The sequence below is a fragment of the Halodesulfovibrio oceani subsp. galateae genome (assembly GCF_055397225.1).
Map to the genome: position 1 here is coordinate 2,368,981 of NZ_AP042453.1, position 17,168 is coordinate 2,386,148.

Annotated in this window: 17 protein-coding genes; 4 read left to right on the plus strand and 13 right to left on the minus strand. The window is 45.6% G+C overall.

Annotated features, from left to right (window positions below; genetic code table 11):
* Window positions 1–24: 24 nt before the first annotated feature.
* The 6 genes from ACZ5V1_RS10700 to ACZ5V1_RS10725 all read right to left on the minus strand — a co-directional run bounded on the left by ACZ5V1_RS10700 (window position 25) and on the right by ACZ5V1_RS10725 (window position 4,950).
* Window positions 25–585, minus strand: coding sequence for a phage connector family protein (locus tag ACZ5V1_RS10700; RefSeq protein ID WP_464388831.1), 561 nt, complete (start codon window positions 583–585; stop codon window positions 25–27).
* A 95-nt stretch (window positions 586–680) separates the two neighbouring features.
* On the minus strand, window positions 681–1,082 hold the full coding sequence (locus tag ACZ5V1_RS10705; RefSeq protein WP_464388832.1) for a hypothetical protein: 402 nt from the start codon (window positions 1,080–1,082) through the stop codon (window positions 681–683).
* A gap of 20 nt (window positions 1,083–1,102) precedes the next feature.
* Entirely contained in the window at window positions 1,103–2,017 is a 915-nt protein-coding gene (locus tag ACZ5V1_RS10710) for a major capsid protein (protein WP_373794464.1), read from the minus strand.
* A gap of 12 nt (window positions 2,018–2,029) precedes the next feature.
* Window positions 2,030–2,767, minus strand: a complete 738-nt coding sequence (locus ACZ5V1_RS10715) for a hypothetical protein (protein ID WP_464388833.1) — start codon at window positions 2,765–2,767, stop codon at window positions 2,030–2,032.
* 61 nt (window positions 2,768–2,828) lie between these two features.
* On the minus strand, window positions 2,829–3,206 hold the full coding sequence (locus tag ACZ5V1_RS10720; protein ID WP_464388834.1) for a hypothetical protein: 378 nt from the start codon (window positions 3,204–3,206) through the stop codon (window positions 2,829–2,831).
* 13 nt (window positions 3,207–3,219) lie between these two features.
* Complete coding sequence (locus tag ACZ5V1_RS10725) at window positions 3,220–4,950, minus strand: portal protein (protein ID WP_464388835.1); 1,731 nt, start codon at window positions 4,948–4,950, stop codon at window positions 3,220–3,222.
* A gap of 735 nt (window positions 4,951–5,685) precedes the next feature.
* On the opposite strand from ACZ5V1_RS10725, the gene ACZ5V1_RS10730 reads away from it, so the two are divergent.
* Entirely contained in the window at window positions 5,686–7,053 is a 1,368-nt protein-coding gene (locus ACZ5V1_RS10730) for a peptidoglycan DD-metalloendopeptidase family protein (RefSeq protein ID WP_464388836.1), read from the plus strand.
* Window positions 7,054–7,135: 82 nt separating this feature from the next.
* On the opposite strand, the gene ACZ5V1_RS10735 is transcribed toward ACZ5V1_RS10730, so the two are convergent.
* The 5 genes from ACZ5V1_RS10735 to ACZ5V1_RS10755 form a co-directional block, all read right to left on the minus strand.
* Window positions 7,136–8,197: a metallophosphoesterase family protein gene (locus ACZ5V1_RS10735; RefSeq protein WP_464388837.1), complete on the minus strand. Its 1,062-nt coding sequence runs from the start codon at window positions 8,195–8,197 to the stop codon at window positions 7,136–7,138.
* Window positions 8,198–8,492: 295 nt separating this feature from the next.
* A complete protein-coding gene (locus ACZ5V1_RS10740; RefSeq protein WP_464388838.1) occupies window positions 8,493–9,863 on the minus strand; it encodes an alanine/glycine:cation symporter family protein in 1,371 nt (456 codons plus the stop codon).
* Between the two features lie 447 nt (window positions 9,864–10,310).
* Entirely contained in the window at window positions 10,311–10,877 is a 567-nt protein-coding gene (locus tag ACZ5V1_RS10745; protein ID WP_464388839.1) for a hypothetical protein, read from the minus strand.
* On the minus strand, window positions 10,870–12,396 hold the full coding sequence (locus tag ACZ5V1_RS10750) for a phage terminase large subunit family protein (RefSeq protein WP_464388840.1): 1,527 nt from the start codon (window positions 12,394–12,396) through the stop codon (window positions 10,870–10,872). The genes ACZ5V1_RS10745 and ACZ5V1_RS10750 overlap by 8 nt, the downstream gene beginning before the upstream one ends.
* A 228-nt stretch (window positions 12,397–12,624) precedes the next feature.
* On the minus strand, window positions 12,625–13,521 hold the full coding sequence (locus tag ACZ5V1_RS10755; protein WP_464388841.1) for a GGDEF domain-containing protein: 897 nt from the start codon (window positions 13,519–13,521) through the stop codon (window positions 12,625–12,627).
* A gap of 167 nt (window positions 13,522–13,688) precedes the next feature.
* Between ACZ5V1_RS10755 and ACZ5V1_RS10760 the strand changes: the two genes are divergently transcribed.
* The 3 genes from ACZ5V1_RS10760 to ACZ5V1_RS10770 all read left to right on the plus strand — a co-directional run bounded on the left by ACZ5V1_RS10760 (window position 13,689) and on the right by ACZ5V1_RS10770 (window position 16,408).
* The gene (locus tag ACZ5V1_RS10760; protein ID WP_464388842.1) at window positions 13,689–14,339 is read left to right on the plus strand and encodes a peroxiredoxin; all 651 of its coding nucleotides are present in this window, start codon (window positions 13,689–13,691) and stop codon (window positions 14,337–14,339) included.
* A gap of 117 nt (window positions 14,340–14,456) precedes the next feature.
* Window positions 14,457–15,284 carry a rhodanese-like domain-containing protein gene (locus ACZ5V1_RS10765; protein ID WP_464388843.1) on the plus strand — a complete coding sequence of 276 codons (828 nt, stop codon included), beginning with the start codon at window positions 14,457–14,459 and terminating at the stop codon, window positions 15,282–15,284.
* Between the two features lie 11 nt (window positions 15,285–15,295).
* Window positions 15,296–16,408, plus strand: coding sequence for an NAD(P)/FAD-dependent oxidoreductase (locus ACZ5V1_RS10770; protein WP_464388844.1), 1,113 nt, complete (start codon window positions 15,296–15,298; stop codon window positions 16,406–16,408).
* A 47-nt stretch (window positions 16,409–16,455) separates the two neighbouring features.
* Here the strand turns inward: ACZ5V1_RS10770 and ACZ5V1_RS10775 are convergent, their stop codons facing one another.
* Together ACZ5V1_RS10775 and ACZ5V1_RS10780 are read right to left on the minus strand one after the other, a co-directional pair.
* Window positions 16,456–16,665 carry a hypothetical protein gene (locus ACZ5V1_RS10775; RefSeq protein WP_464388845.1) on the minus strand — a complete coding sequence of 70 codons (210 nt, stop codon included), beginning with the start codon at window positions 16,663–16,665 and terminating at the stop codon, window positions 16,456–16,458.
* 226 nt (window positions 16,666–16,891) lie between these two features.
* On the minus strand, window positions 16,892–17,140 hold the full coding sequence (locus ACZ5V1_RS10780; RefSeq protein ID WP_464388846.1) for a DUF2188 domain-containing protein: 249 nt from the start codon (window positions 17,138–17,140) through the stop codon (window positions 16,892–16,894).
* Between the last annotated feature and the right edge of the window lie 28 nt (window positions 17,141–17,168).

Consider the following 17,168-nt stretch of genomic DNA (forward strand, 5'->3'; position numbering starts at 1 on the left):
TTCGTTACTCATTTCCAAACCGCATCAATTGACTCTGGCCTGAAGCCAACCATCCGATTCGTCAATCTGCTGCACGCCTTCTGCTCCGTCCACCGCAGCAGCCCGAGCAAAGGATTGTGTAAATTTGCTGTACATCGTCTTTTCAAGCTTAGTACTGTTCATTAAAGGCACAGCCAATTCGGCAGCAAGTTTGCGAGCCAGCACTTCTACAAACATGGCAGGATATTTCGCCGGATCAGTCACCCGCACTGTAATTATCGCCTTTGCCGGATTACTGTCTGTGTACAAGACTCGACCTTCCACTACTTCAAACGGCTTACTATCCTGCAACTGCCGCACGCCAATGCAATCTGCCGGCAGCTGGTAGGCACAGGCAAAATCAAACGGTGGAACATCTAATAATTTAGATAACCGCACATAACGAGTTGCGAAACTCCAGTGATGTGCTTCAAGCAACTCATCGCACACTTCGGCATATAGTTGGCTGCACAGCTCTGCCCCGCGTGTTTTTTCTTCCAGCGAAACAATCGGGCTGCCGCCGACAAACTGTAACCCCTTGTTACAAATGGACACTGCTGATCTCATACAAAACTCCTGTTCTAACATCCTCAAATGTCCAGAGAACAAACGTTGCTCTCTGGACAATATGGATAACGCTAGCAGCTACTGCGTAGTACTAATTAACGCGGCTGGAAGTCGCAGAAAACATCAACTGTTCCTGTGACACCTGTTTTATTTGTGGCGACACGGCAGCGAACATGCTTCGGAGCATTGGACGGCACCGGCAGACGGGCAAACTCTTCACCCTTCTTGTAGTTTGTCACACCGGAAGAAGTGGTCACAACGTAATTAACAGGCATCAACGTGAAAGTTGTATTATCGTCACGGCCTTCAAGCTGTAATGTCACTTGGGTGGTAGCCGGAATGCTCACATCATCCGCGGCAGCCATAACCACTTCGATGGCTCCCATTGTGGAACCTGCTTTAATGGAACCACCGTTGCCAATGGCATTGGAATTAGAAGGAAGAGTCTGCGCCTTTGCCAAATACTCGCCGTTTACTCGCAGGGTATGTTTGTACATAGTAGTCTCACCTTTTTACGTTAGACAGTTCGTGCTGCTTCAGTGCCATCAAGGAAGTTGTAAGAAGTCACAACCTCCACACCGTTCCAATGAGTAATCTGACGATCAAGATCACGACCACCTGGGAGTACCTGAAGAGATTTACCCTTATGTTCATTAAGCAGAGTCTGCGCTTTGCCGTGCATGAAGAGATAGGTGGTGCCAGAGGTAGCACGCACATCTGCAAGCAGATCATCAATCATCATGGCAGTTGGTGCGTTGCTTTTGTTGATGTTTACCAACGCAGCTACAGAATGCGCATTAGCAATCTGCAAACCGAAATACGCTTTGAGTCTGCAACCATAACAAAGCACGCCTTCATGCTTGCCGGATGGCGCTTTGTAGAGCTGACCGCCGTTGATTGGCTGTACATCAAGCAGAGTGCCCTGTTTGAAACTTTCACTGGAATAAAGCCCGGTGGTTTCACCGGACACAAATCGAACAGCGAGCATTGAATAACAATCGTCTGAAGATGCACCGGCACTTACCATGCGCTTGTTATCCGCTGCCCAACGAAGGAAGTTATCGTAAATGATGCGTTTTTCAGCAGCCATGCCTGACTTACGGATAATTTTAGGAAGCTTACGGGCAAAGTACGATTCTTTGTTACCAAACATACGAGCTGTATCTTCAGGACACTCAATTTCACCGCCAAGAATGGACAGATCAACTTTTTTCAGGTCGCTGGTTACATCCACACCCGGAAGAGGAGCATTCATTTCAACCCATCCAGCACCTTCCACATCCGTCACATCTTCGTACATGTTCCACAGACCATGAGAAGCTTCTTCAAAAGGAATAACGCCCAGTACCGGAGCTTCCTCTGTTAAGCTGTCTACCTGCTGTGGCTGTTTTGCACTGTGTACCGTTGCGAGTTCTTTAAGTGTTGCGCCCATAATTATCCCCTCCTAGCGGGTTTTAAATACTTCGTTACGTAAAAAATCTTCAGTGGACATAGAACGGGCTGTAACGGAACCGCCTGAATGAGGAATAAAGTTTTCCTCCTGAAGCAAATCGCCGACACATGCCATCATTTCCGCAAAAACGTGATTATTCCCCAATCCAGAATCAAGCATCGGCTGTAAGCGTCCACCTAACTGGCTATCCAAAGCACGCACGGCGCTGTTCGCCACTGAAAGGCGCTGATCAAACTGTCCTTTCCATGCACCATTCTCCAGAATATTCATGGAAAATTCGCGTTCGGCATCCATCTGACGAGTCTGCTCTTGTAAATAAAAATCTACTGCCTGCTGTGCCTGTTCATTGTTCAAACCGCAGTCAGTACAAAAAGCTTGGTAGTTATCCAACAAATCCTGACTCACAGGAACATCGTCTGGGAATTTCACTGCAAACGGCTGCGGCTGTCCTTCATGTGAGGTAACAGTCTCTGATCCATTTGCATTCTGCGCAGTTGCTGCACCCTGAGGATTGCCATCCAGAACTGTATGTCCCGCATGATCTGTTCCAGTCCTCTGAGTAGAGTTTGGTGCAGAGTTTTGTGCAGCACCTTGCCCTGGCTGCTTACCCGACATCGCAGCAGCAGTTGTCTCCGGAAGAGGTGCCTGTTTCATACTGAAACTCCCCTGCTCTCCGCCTCCCATATGTGGCTCCGGCACTGCACCGGTTTTATCCATCGCGGTATGCATCTCTCTCCTCCCGTTTCGACGGTGCTAACAAGTACCGTTCATTATTCTTCCGGCTGCAAATCTACAGTCCGTTAGTCTCTGCTGATCCCCATTCCTGTGAAAACTGAAGCTGCAACCGCACATGACAAACAGGATCTGCCAAGGCGACATCCGCCATGCGGTCTCGTGCATATTCAAGCAACGCAACACGTTCCCGCATATGTTCATCCCGTGCGAGTCTGTTATTCATGCATGCCTCGTCTAACCACATGCGCAGCACCCTTACCCCCGCACCTGATTCAAGCCGTAACACCTCCCGCAAGTCCTGAAGATAAGAGATCATCCGAGTTTCTGCATCTGCACTTCGGGCATGTTCAACTCCGTAATCTTCTGTCAGCAACCGTGAGAGTTCCATTTCACTCAGCTCGCACAGCCCCTGTAATTCAGTATCAGTCTGCATTCCCACTCCCGACTTAACGACCTGTAAACGTTAAGGCTTCCTGTAGGAGTTTCTGCGAATCATCATCCGCGCCACCACCTAGTTTTGAAACAAGAGTCTCCAGAATTTCAGGAGACTCTTTCACCGCCCCCGCAACAGAAGAAACAGCACTTGCCAGTTTTTCAATCTGATCCGCAGTCTGAAGATCAGACATCTGCGCTTGAGCAGCCTCACGGCGTGCGGCAACATCTTCATCAGAACGAAGAATTCTCGCTGGAACACCTGAGGTTGAAGCAAGCTCGTCAACGCATTGGTCAAAATCTACTTTGTCCAAAACCGAAGGTGCAACTGAAGCCATTCTTCCAACCTGTTCCGTCAACTGACGAATGGCGTTGGAGCCTGCAAGCTTTTGTGCCTGCGCCAGTACAGATACATATTCAACCTGCAACGCCCTTCCTTCCAGTTCCGGAGGTGCTGGCGGCATACGGCCTGACCGTTGCAAAACACCAAGCATTCGAGCCAGCAAAGGATCAAGAATCTCTGTCTGGTGCCGTTCAATCACAGGCCCCAGCATGACCATTTTCTCCTGACTGCGCTCAAGCACTTCTGTCGCAGTAATGTTACTGCGGCCTTCCCCTGTGAACATTAAGAACAGGTCATTAAAGAAGCCTTCGCGGATGCCTCGACGCACATCATCAATCTTATATGAAACAGCCTGAATATCAGGATTGATCTGATATAATGGGGACACTGCGTCCTGCTGTGTGCTGTTTACAAAGTTCTGTGCACCGGGAATAAGGTTTAAGCGTTGCTTGTACCCTGCAGGAACCCGCATTGGTGGGTTCACCACCTTATGCACAGCAAGAAGCTGACTTTTTGCCATTTCCTGAAGCATTTTCACATCCGGCATCACATCCATTGCCGGTGAATATCCGTACGTATCCATGCCGGTCACATCCCATCGACCACATAGGTGGGGAAATTCCATAAAACCACTTTCATTCAAGACTGTGGTCGCGTCTGTTCCCATTTCAAATGTGATGGATGCCCACGGCATGTTCTTTTTACCGGCAAGGATTGGCTTGCCTTTGCCCTGTGTTACAAAGCTTTTTCCTTCTCGCGGACATACAAGATGCCCGACCTCAATCATGCTGTAGGGATCACGGGCAAGCAGACGTCTTGCCGTTGCAGATAAAACATCTTCTCCAAACTGCGCCGCTAGCTGCCGTACTGTCATTTTTGTGCGACGGAGAACGGTATCTATCTTTCCGTAACGATCCGAAGCCCAGGAAAATTCTCCGCACGTTAAACAAGAAAAACTAAAAAGCTTTTGTTCATCCGACGCCATGTACATATCTGCAGAACCGAATGCAGCCAGTTCGGAATACATGCTATGGGCAGCCTGATAGAATCCTGCATGTGCCAGTTCATTATAGATACGGCTCTCAACTTCATCGAGCCACAAACGAACCGGCGTATACTCCATCAAATCCTTTTCCACGAGCCGTAGCCGAAACCACGGTTGCGCCGGAGAAGTAAGCCCACTCTGCATCCCTGCCGCAAGAATTCGAATTGCCCGTGATGCGGTTCCATCAATTATCTTTTTACTGAAACGCGCACTGGCACCGGTGTTTGAAAAAGCAAACGTGCCTTTATGCGGGACAATATACTGTGATACATCCCGCCACGCAGAATCCCAGTCTTGCCGTTGTCCTTCCAGAAAAGCAGCCGTATTTCGAACTGTTTTAAGTAATGATTGCGACATAGTCGTTCCTTCTACCTACATATCGAAATGCCAAAAAAAACGATTCCGAGCAGGCTTGCATAGTCTTAACTGCCAAGCAGGGTACTTTTCTTAAGTCGAGCTTCCGATTCATCCCCTTGAGCGCTCGTCAGAATAGTCGCACGCCTTACATCTCGACTGGCCTGACTGCTTGCCATGCTCGAATACATTTCAGCCTTACTCACTGTATTATCTTCCCGCACCGGAGGCGCCGCAGGTGGCGCCGGAGCCGGCGGCGGTGATGAAACAGAAATTTTTCCTTTTCCTCCACCCATCTCAAGTCTCCTTACGTTTGAATGCGCTACTGGTTGTACCAATTCAAACCATCAAACGATCTAATCAACTTCGCCAAGTATGATCACACCGAAATGGACAACCAGTAGCGCATCTAACCTTTGAAATACTGGCAGAAACGACAAAGCCGCCTTTGCTCAGCACGAAGGCGACTCTACTGCATGTTTTATTAGGATTCGATGAAACGGGGGTGATGGAGGGGTGATGGTATGGTTCCACGTATACGTATGGGGGGTGGACGCCATGTGAAAAAGCGATATTTGGCGTCAAAATGTTAAAAATTGTAAACGATCGATGGTGAATATAATTAGAATAATCTTGAACTCATTCAACTATGTATTATTTCATCCAAAAAAGAGGGGGTAGACAAGGACTATCGAAGTAAGTAGTGCACTTCGAGCATTGGGAAACGAGAAAACACTTATGAAAATGTATTTTTTGACAAAACAACAAAGGGATTATTTGTTCTTTACCATTGCGTTACTAATATTTACATCACTTATTGCACTGCCTACTTTTGCAAACGCTTCAGCGAACAGTACCGCATCAATTTACGAACGTTACGATCTTTCCAACCTCTTGAGTGGTTGGGAACAAATCAATCCAAAGAATGCGCTCCCTACGGAGCTCATTCCCGCAAACACCAGCGACAGACTTATTACCAAAAAGATCACGGTAAAAAAGGGAGATACCCTGTATGGGGTGCTCAAAAAAGCTGGCGTTCCGCTTAAGCAACAGCGTCAAATTGTTGCTACCACATTAAAGCAAAAAGCTTTTCGATTCGATGTAGGGTTAACAATGACCCTAACGCTCCGCACCACTCCTAAATCAAAGAAGAAGGAGTTAGTGCTGCTAAGCGTGCAGCAAAATAAAACCCGACGGTTTGCCCTTAGAATGCAACCAGACGGTACGTACAAACCTGCTGTCGAGCGTACCCAGTACAAGGGGAAACTACAGTACGTAGTTGGTGTCATCAAAAAATCTTTTGTAAAAGATGCACAGTACTTTGGTCTCCCAGCCTCTCTTGCCTCACAAGCCCACAAGCTGTTGGCGGAGAGAAAAAAATTAACTAAAAAAGATATTGTAAAGAAAGACTTCGAGGTTATTTACGAAGTCTACCCCAAAGCCTCTGGCATTGCCCCACGTATCCAATACGTACGTTTAGGTAAAAAAACATCTTCTATGCAACTCTACTTTTTTGAAAGAGAGTCAGGAGGATCGTATTACGATGCAAATGGGAACACCATTGTCAAGAAAGGCAAAATCGAACTTGTAAAAAACGCTCGAATGAGCTCAAAGTTCGGCTACCGTATACACCCCATTCTAAAACGTAGAATTCTGCATGCAGGAATGGACTACGCAGCACCAAGGGGAACCCCAATTCATGCTGCGGCAGACGGTAAAGTTGATTTTATCGGACGCAAAGGCGGTTATGGTAACCAAGTAAGCCTTCGTCACGATAAATCCACCCAAACCTCCTACTCGCATATGCGAAAGTTCAAAAAAGGACTTAAGCGCGGCAGCAGAGTAAAAGCTGGCGATATTATCGGGTATGTTGGAACAACCGGTCGTTCAACCGGACCGCACTTACATTTTGAAGTGCGAAAAAATGGCAAAGCAGTTAATCCGCTAACAGCAGAACTGCCCCGTCCTTCAAAACTTGTGGGTGTTGAACTTGCACAGTTTAAACTCTCACAAGTACGTTTGCTCCTACAGGTTGCACAGCAGCGTATTATGACGAATACCCTGGCGTCTCTGACACCAGAAGCCATTGCTAAAGCAGCCTTATAAAGATTGCTATACCATTGCTAAAAGAAGGCCCCCACAGATTTTTCTGCGGGGGCCTTTATTATTGGAAAAGACTGACTCTGCGTTACAGCACCTTTGTACCAATTCGCTGTGAGTTCTTCTCATAAAATTCAAGAACCTCAGCATCGCTTGTTGCACTGCGTTCTGCATACTGCGTTTCACGCCACCATGTTGCTGCAAGCAAGTTGTTACGTGCTTCAATATGCACAGACTCAGGCACACCAATCATCGGAGTTTTCCATGTTACAGCTTCAGAGGAAACCGTCAGCACAGAATATCGCATAGGGTGCGTATTGGCAGATGGAGCAACCATGTAGTTCACACCGGCAAGCTCGCTCACGCGCATACCTATATGACGATGGCCTGTAATCATAAGCGGAGCAGCCTCTGCATGTTTTTCCAGCACAGCACGTACAGCGTCAGCATTATCTGCACAGAACCACTGCTTAGCCCCGCCTTTCAGCTCATCGCTTGACCATGGAATTACATTGTGATGCATGAACACAATATTCATTTCATCTTTGTGATCAGCCAGCTGCTTATCGAGCCAATCCAATTGTTCCTGTGGGAGCACTCCACCCCACTTTTTCTGCTCAAGTGGAAGATTTGCATCCAGACCAATAATGCGTAGCCCCGGAACAACAGAATGTGCCCAGTAGCGGTTACCAGATCCATCATATCCTTTGCCGTCAAAGAACTTCACAAATTCTTCAATCGTTAGATAATCAAAACCTTCACGATGCTTCGCAGGGTTTGCAGGTACAAAGTCATGGTTACCGGCAATTACAAAATAAGGGACGGTCAATGAATCAAGTAATTCTTTAATGGCTTCAGCATTCTGTTTTTCGCCATCAAGAAGAAGGTCACCGGTAACAACAACAAAAGCAAGACCAGTCTCTTGATTCAGCCCTTTAACAGCCTGACGAACACAGTCCACACTTGCTGCGCTCATCTTCATGCCATTCTTCCCTTTTATATCAAGATGCGGGTCAGAAATCACACCAAAGCGCACAGGAGCAAAGTTAGTTTTAGTTGGAGCAGCAAATGCTTTACGTCCCATTAAAGACATACCCATCAGCGTAAATGCTCCGGTCTGAAGAAATTGACGGCGGTTTTGATTTTTCATAGCACACTTCTCCCTGTTTCTTGCAATTTTTCGAGGGGGGCTTGAATGCATTCCCCACAGGCAGCATTCAATAAATACGAAAAGACTACCTACAATATGTGAACAGCGTTCACACCGCTACAGAGTAGCTATTTCCATTTGCATATCAAATAATTTCAACCAGTCAAAAGCATCCTACCGCTACCACCCCACTCTTCATTCTGTGTTACCTGCATACCTCTTTTTGGTTACGACATAAAAAAAGCCCCTCCTGATTGCTCAGAAGAGGCTTCTCTATAACTTGTTTCGCTAGCTATTATTTGTCTGCGTGACGCAATGCTTCAGGTGCAATACCTGCTTTCAATGCAAAGTACTCACGGGTTTCACGAACAATAACCGGACTGAGGAAGATAAGACCAAGTAAGTTTGGAAGAGCCATAAGGCCGTTGAAAATATCAGCCAAAGTCCAAACCAGTGCCACTTTCTGTACAGAACCGAAGAGAATCGCGGCGATGTACACAACGCGGTAAGGTTTAACTGCGCCTACGCCGAGAAGATATTCAATAGATTTCTCACCGTAGTAACACCAACCAAGAATGGTAGAGTAAGCGAAGAGGATAAGACCAATCGTTACAATGTACTGTCCACCTTCAAAGCCGAGACGGAAAGCTTCGGTAGTAAGGGAAGAACTAGTAAGACCAGAATCCCAGTTGAACATGATGATTACGAGACCAGTCATAGTACAAATAATGATTGTATCAATGAAGGTCTGAGTCATGGAAACGAGAGCCTGCTCTACAGGGTGCTTGGTCTGTGCTGCAGCAGCAGCAATCGGAGCAGAACCAAGACCGGATTCGTTAGAGAATACACCACGCGCAACACCGAAGCGTATAGCGGCTGCAACAGTTGCACCAGCAAAACCACCGGTAGCTGCAACTGGGTTAAATGCGTATTCAAAAACGAGAGCAAATGCAGGGCCAACTTTTTCGATGTTGGTAAGAAGAATAAACAGAGCGCCACCAACGTAGAACACGATCATGATAGGAATAAGAATAGAGGTAACTTTACCAATAGACTTAATACCACCAAGAACTACTACAGCGGTGAGAACTGCGAGAACGATACCAACGATAAATGGATCGATACCAAAAGTGTCTTTAACGGCAAGTGCTACAGAGTTTGACTGTACCATGTTACCGATACCAAACGATGCAATCGTAGCAAAAAATGCGAACACAGAGCCAAGGCCTTTCCAGCCGAGACCGCGTGCAATGTAGTACATAGGGCCACCACACATTTCGCCATTTTCATCTTTTACGCGGTATTTAACAGCAAGTACCGCTTCACCAAATTTAGTGGCCATACCAACAAGGCCGGTAATCCACATCCAGAACAGTGCACCTGGACCCCCAACTGCAATCGCGGTGGCAACACCGGCAATGTTACCGGTTCCGACAGTTGCAGAAAGAGCGGTCATCAAGGCTTCAAAGTTAGAAATATCGCCTTCGTCTGCGTCAGGATCTTTACGCCTAACAAGCGCAAGATACAGAGAATAGCCAAGTTTTCTAAACTGTAAACCCTTCAGCATGATTGTAAGCAGCAGACCTGTACCAACTAATAAAGTCAGCATTACAGGGCCCCATACCCATCCGTCGATCATTTCCAGCCATGACATAAAGCTTTCCATCAGCATACTCCTGTTGCTTCTTTCACGCTTTAACACTCAACATACAGAGTGGTTAAAAACGTGCACAGGGACAACAGATATTCATCCGTTACCCGCAGCTATGACTTAATACCTTCTCGAAAAAGTTCGAGAATATGGGTCTAGCCATCAGTCAGAAAGCTGCAAGTCCCAGTACAGCTCATCTAACTAAGTAAAAATACTAAAGCCCATTCGACTAAAACGAATCATGGGTCATGTTACGCTGTTTTACTATTTCGTCAACACGGGTGCTTTTTACTTTCGCACACTGAATGGTCAAGCAAGGTGCCTTTTTTTGCTTTTTTGTTGTAATGTCCACTATTGGCGAGAACTAGTTGGTCACATAACCAAATAAAACGCACGTCTTTTCAGGTGGTTATGTAAAAATGAAGTTTTTCACAAGCTCTTGTTTTTCTTCATTTATTTAAGCTATTCTAACATGTTAAGATACTCGCGCCTCATAATAGAGAAAACTGCACTTTTGAGACTCTTTTTCTCTTTTTTTTGAAAAAACACTGACGAAGGCATCTCCACGACTAATCGAAACCCCAACTTTTTAATGAAGCCCAAAGCATGCCTATACACGCGGGGAGTAAGGCCATAGAGGGCATCTAGGCAGTATTCTCCCTCATGCTTCGAAAACAAGAGAAAATTCAATAAAAACAGAGCAATGCCTTGTTCTTTCCCCTTTGAATTGTAAAACATTGTAAAATGGACCATTCCGCAGCGTCCTAGAAAGTTATTCAGCCACACTAATGCTAGTAAATTTCCCCCTTCATATGCAGCATACACATAGTTCATATCATCCTGCACAAACTGAATAAAATCATACTCTGTTGTGATTTCACCATCGTAAAAAACTATCTCTTTTTTCCCCTCTTCACAGAGTGTTTTCCAAATAGTTTTAAGTTCTTGTTCGGTTAAACAATCTGCAAAATGCGGGATATGAGCACGAATTTGGTATTCATCATATAAGCATCCAGAAACATTACTCATACAGGTCATACTCCATATTTCCCAAATCTGTTTGCTCGGCACTCATATCTAATGGTGAAGGAAACTCTGTTGCGAGCACTGGTTCTAAAATTCGAGCCATACAGTCGAGCATGTCATCATGAGTGCTTACTGGAAACGCCATATATTCATCTGCAACAAATTCTTTTGTTAAATCACGCCATGTTCCTTCCTGATCTCTGAACGGTGATCGCACTGGTAAATACATTCGCCCTTGCTCAAACAAAGGGACGAGCTTGCCGATTCGATCTTTTTTAGGAACAGCACCACCAAGCTCCACTACATCAAACCTATAGTTCCTGCTTTGCATTTCAAAACGCAAATGCTCAATATCTGCCTGCATACCATAGCGCTCGTACCCCACTGCTGTCGGACGGTACTGTCTATGCAACGAAAAAAGACAAGCCGCTCGCTCTGTCAGATTCATCCGATCACGCACGCCACCAATAAGATAGTAGTTACCGTCCTCTGCCAGACCAATAACGAGCATTACCGTGTAGTCACTTCCTGCTTTTTTCTCACCGGCAGGGTCAATGACGATATACCTATTCATCCCGTCCCAATGCGCAGGCTCCGAAGGTTGCCAATATCGTAACCACTCTTCTTTAAATCCTTGCACACTATCCGCCTTAGGGTCTTGCAGCATCTGACAGCCAAAAACATACGGCCCCATCTGTCTGCGTTTCTTTGCAAGTTCTTCCGGCGCAAGAAACATAGGCACACCATCCGCCTTACCATTTTCCGTAGCGGCATAAATACGCGGTTCTGCCCCTTGTCTTTCCATAATGGTCTTGTACGTGTCGTTAAAGTGATAACGAGTGCCGATATACCTCTGCTGCCCTCCGTGCATCCCTAGATTCAACGAGAGTGCCCAGCACTCTGTCACTTTACTGATCATTTCCGGTGTTGAAACGGAATCACGGGTAACGACATCGTCGTACACTAGAATTTCAAAATGTTTCCCTGTCGGCTGTCCGTCTACAAGTCCCCATGCTTCCACTGTTGCTTCTTTAGGGTTCTTTTTTCTACGCACAACAATACCGTTATCCGCTGACCATCGTGGAGATTCTCGCTTAGGAGATTCCCACAGTACTTCAGGGTAACAGCGCTTAAGGATTTCATTTTGCTCAAGCTCGTATTTAATCTGTGCAAGGAAGCCTTTCGCGATAGGCCGCGTATGCGAAAAAATACCCACAGTAATCTCAGGATTGATCAAAATATTCTGAATGGTGAGTCCAAAGGTAATAATCGTCGATTTATAATGCTCGCGTGCCCATAAATCGAGCATCCCGTCTGGATTTTGCTGCACTTCCTGGCAACGTGCAAAGTGCCAGTCCTGATCCATATCTTTACGACCTATAATTCTTGTCAGTAAAAAAAATAAATCCCTGCGACCTAGCTCAGCCATCAACCGAATGGCTGCATTTTCTGATTCCTTGCGGGCAATGCGAAATAATTCTGAATAGTGCGCTGCTGCCTCATGACGATTCGCAAACTCCATGTTCTCTCCTTGCAAATAACAATCGAAGAACAACAATACCTGAGGGATTACGCAGAAAGTGATGAGAAAGGGGTAAGAACGATGCGTTACGGGGTTACAAAGCTACCGTGCCGCATATGGGGGGGGTAAAAAAAGACGCCGCACTCCAAAGGGGTACGGCGCTGCTCAACATATGTAACAGATCTCGGACTATTACTTTTACAAAATAGTATTTCAGAAATTTTTGGGCTATACAACATCTTCCGTAAGAAACTTATCTCGTCCATCAAGCTTTGCAAGATAAAGCAAACTATCTGCACGTTCCACGAGTTGAACGCCTTTTTCATTATTTGCCATTTCAGCTATACCACCACTTACCGTTATCGGGCGTACGGAACACGCCAATTTTGCACTGCGCAGTTGTGTTCCGAATGATTCCATCCGAGCAAGTGCTTCTTCTGCACTACATGATGGAAGTAAAACTAAGAACTCCCCGCCACCGGTACGCGCCATCACGTCACCTTCACGCATATGCTGTCCAAGCAGTGCCGCAAGATACCGCAACACTTCATCTCCACAGCCTCTCCCCTGTGCTTCATTCAGGCGGGTAAAATGATCAATATCAAAAACACAAACACTCAACGATGTTTTTTCTTTAACTACATCAGAGATAGTTCTTTCAAGCAAAACCGGTGCATAGCGTGAGTTGTATAGGCCTGTAATGGAATCAACAACATCAAGTTGATCAAGCATGTATGAACGTGAAGTAATAAGATCTGAGACATGCTTACTCTGCGTAACATCCTCGAGAGAAAGAAGTACATACTTGAGCTGCCCTGCATCCTGAATGGGGTTTGCAGTCATCTTGACCCATTGTGGTACACTCGGTTCAGCGCCTCTATTTCGAAGAAGCGTCTGGGAGATGGATCTGTTTGATTGAATTGCCTGCATCACTGGATGTTCATACTGGGAAATTGTTTTCTCACCGATACCGGTAGCAAAACCTTCCATCACACTATGTGCCTCATGATTCCACATCTTCTGTGCAGCCGGATTTGTATATAGGATCTCACATTCTGGTGAAAAGATCATAACTCCGTTCGAAACCTGATCAGCGAAGAACAAAACATCTTTAGACAGATTCATAAATCAAACCCCGTTCATAGAATTTATGTCATTATGGTACTTTATTACACGCAATTTCAACAAAATAATATTAAAAATGAAGTTGCTACTTTTTTTTACTAGTAATTAATGGCTATACTATGCAATATTTCTAGAAGTAATATTTTCTTTTATTATAGGAGCTTGCCATGACGACCCTATTCCCTCTGCTAGGTGACCCGCTTCCACAGGTTAAGGTAAAAACAACGCAAGGTACAATGACTATCCCTGATGATTTAAAGGGAAACTGGTTTCTTCTTTTTAGTCACCCTGCCGATTTTACCCCCGTTTGTACTACGGAATTTGTGAGTTTTCAGAAACGTATTAAAGATTTTGATGCGCTGAATTGTAAGTTGGTCGGTATTTCCATGGACCAAATCTTTGCGCATATTAAATGGATTGAATGGATCAAAGAACAGACCGGAGTCGAAATCACATTCCCTGTCATTGCAGACTATGGCGAAGTGGCAGAGAAATTAGGGATGATTCACCCAGGCAAAGGAACAAACACTGTCAGGGCTGTTTTCTTCATCGATCCTAACGGCATTGTACGCACCATTTTCTACTACCCGCAAGAGATCGGTAGAAATATTGATGAAATACTCCGCACTATACGCGCATTACAAACATCAGACAGAAATAAAGTAGCTATCCCTGCAAACTGGCCGAAAAATGAACTTATTGGTGATCGCGTCATCATTCCACCGGCACAGACCGTTGATGATGCTAAAATTCGGCTCGACACACATGAAGGATATGACTGGTGGTTCTGCCATAAAGAACTCAAAGAAGAAGATTAAAACCAAGCCCCCGAACGGGGGCTTAACTTTTCGATTTTTTTCAATAATTCTTATTATAGATTATTGTAACTGGTTACCATTAGATGCTAAACTTGCATCAACTGAAGGGAGGATTTTATGCGTTGGAAACAATTTCTTACCCCTGTTGAATCTGTAACCACCGAAAATGCACTCTCAATGCTGGGTTCGGACGAGAACATTCAGCTTGTCGATGTACGTCAGCCCGCAGAATATGACGAAGGACACATTGCCGGAGCAAAACATATTCCTCTGGGAGAACTGTTGGACAGAGTCAATGAGCTGGATAAAGAAAAGCCAGTCATGGTATATTGCGCAATTGGTGGACGTAGCCGTGTTGCGGCTCAGTTACTTTCCGGTAACGAATTCAACAAAGTGTACAATCTGACAGGCGGCTTCAACATATGGGAAGGCTGGGAAAGCATTGGTGACTACGATCAGGGCCTAGAGCTATTTAACGGATTTGAATCTCTCGAAGAAGTTCTTATCGTTGCCTATCGTATGGAAGTTGCTCTTGGCGATTTTTACACCGACATGGCCAACCGTGTCTCTAACCAAGAAGCTGCATCCCTTTTCTCAAAACTTGCTGCAATTGAAGCAAAACACAAACGGCACGTAATTTCTCAATATACAGAACTCACTGGCAAAGATTTTCCTGAGAATGTGGAAGTTGACGGTGCATTCGAAGGCGGATTGACCACCGCCGAATACATATCACGTCTCGGCGCGGACATGGAAAAGCCACTCGATATTTTAGCGTTCGCAATGTCTGTTGAAGGTCAGGCTATGGACCTATACATGCGGGCTTCAGAAAAAGCACCGGACGCCACAACTCAAAAAGCATTATTACAAATTTCTTCTGAAGAAAAAGCCCATCTCAACAGCTTGGCTGCTGTTATGGACTCCCTATACGCTTCACGGGAATAAAGGAGTTACCCATGGCAAAACTTGCACTCGTAGGCGCAGGACACGCCCACATGACTCTTATGGAAAGTATCAAGGACCTGATAGACCAAGGCCACTCTGTCGACGTCATTGGGCCCGGTGAACGGCATTACTATTCCGGAATGGGACCCGGGATGCTCGGGGGCACTTACACTCCCAAGGACATCAGCTTTCCGGTACAGCAAATGTGCGAAGAACAGGGGGCAACCTTCCATCTGGACAGTTGCGTAGGGATTGATCCAGAAAAGCAGCTCATCAAGCTAGAATCCGGCAAAGAGTTAGATTATGACGTTGCCTCGTTCAACACAGGCAGTTCCATTGTTGATGATCTGGTCAAGCCAGGCTCTGAAGATATTTTTACGGTGAAGCCCATTGAAAAGTTACTTCAAGGAAGAAACCGTATCTTTGAACTGGCAGGCAAGGAATCTCTGAGTATCGGGGTTGTCGGTGCCGGACCTGCCGGAGTTGAGGTGGCAGGCAACGCATGGGCTGCCGCTCAAGAGGCTGGTGCTAATGCAACCATCCACCTTTACCACGGCAAAAGCTTTATGAAACGTGCTCCTGAAAAAGTGCGCGACCTGTCACGTAATGCCCTTCTGGATCACGGTGTGCAGTTTGTCGGCGGGGAGTATGTCTCTGAAGTTTCAACAGGAAAAGTGACCCTTGCAGATGGTACTGTATATCATGACGACATCATCTTTATTGCAATGGGTGTGCGCCCACGCCCGCTTTTTGAACCGTCGGGCATTCCCTACGGTGATGATGGAGGCATGCTTGTAAACAAGTACCTGCAAAGCCCTAAATTCGACAACTTGTTTGGTGGTGGGGACTGCATATGGTTTGAGCCACAGCCATTGGATAAAGTAGGTGTCTACGCGGTTCGACAAAACCAAATTCTTAACGACAACGTTATTGCGCGCCTGAGCAATGAACCACTTCAAGAATTCAAACCAGGCGGTGACTACCTTCTTATTTTCAATACAGGCGGCAACACAGGTGTGCTGCATAAATTCGGGTTAAGTTTCAACGGTAGTCGAGCCTTTGCTATTAAGGATTACATTGATTCTAAATTCATGAAAAAGTTCAAACCGAAATACGACATGTAGTAGAAAAGCTCCCCATGCTGACAACAAGCAAGGGGAGCTTTAAAATTTTACGGCAAGTGATAATGCTTTGGCATACAGAGGTGGCAGCCATTTGCCTCTGGATATATTTTTTTTGCAGACTTCATAGCTTTTTCTGAACATTCAAATTTGCCCACAGGACATAACTGCTTTTTCGGAGGACACCATACACACCCTTCCACATGAACTTCATGATCTCCGCTAGCCATTTTTTTTGTATGAACGTGATATTCAACCATGGATTTCTCCTCATACTTAGCGTTGTTCTGACAACACCAACGTCAGTAAGATTATCTGCAACACAGGCTAGATAACGCACCTTGCTTCTTTACACGATATGGATCTGAGCCTGTTGCCACCATACCTCTTATTGATGCTTTTACCTTTATAATATCACTTGCAGACTTCATACACCTGTACTGCCAATATGTAGAGTATCACAGTGCGCGTTCTTTTATTCATCCACTATTTTTTGCTGATTCGTCCTTTGTTTTCAAACAAAACGGAACAATCCTTGTGCGTCCATTCCTGCTGAAAAGTACCATCTTCTTTTTCAATAATAATTTGCGCCGGTGATGAGTCAGCCGCAAGTTTCCTAGCAGCACGGACCCCTTCCTCTTTTGTTTCGCACACGCAATACTCTTTTTCTGCCCCCTCTTTCTTCACTTTCCACTTACCGCCACATGAGCGGACAAAATACGTTGTACGCTTCATATCTACTCCTTTTTGCTACAGTTGGTTT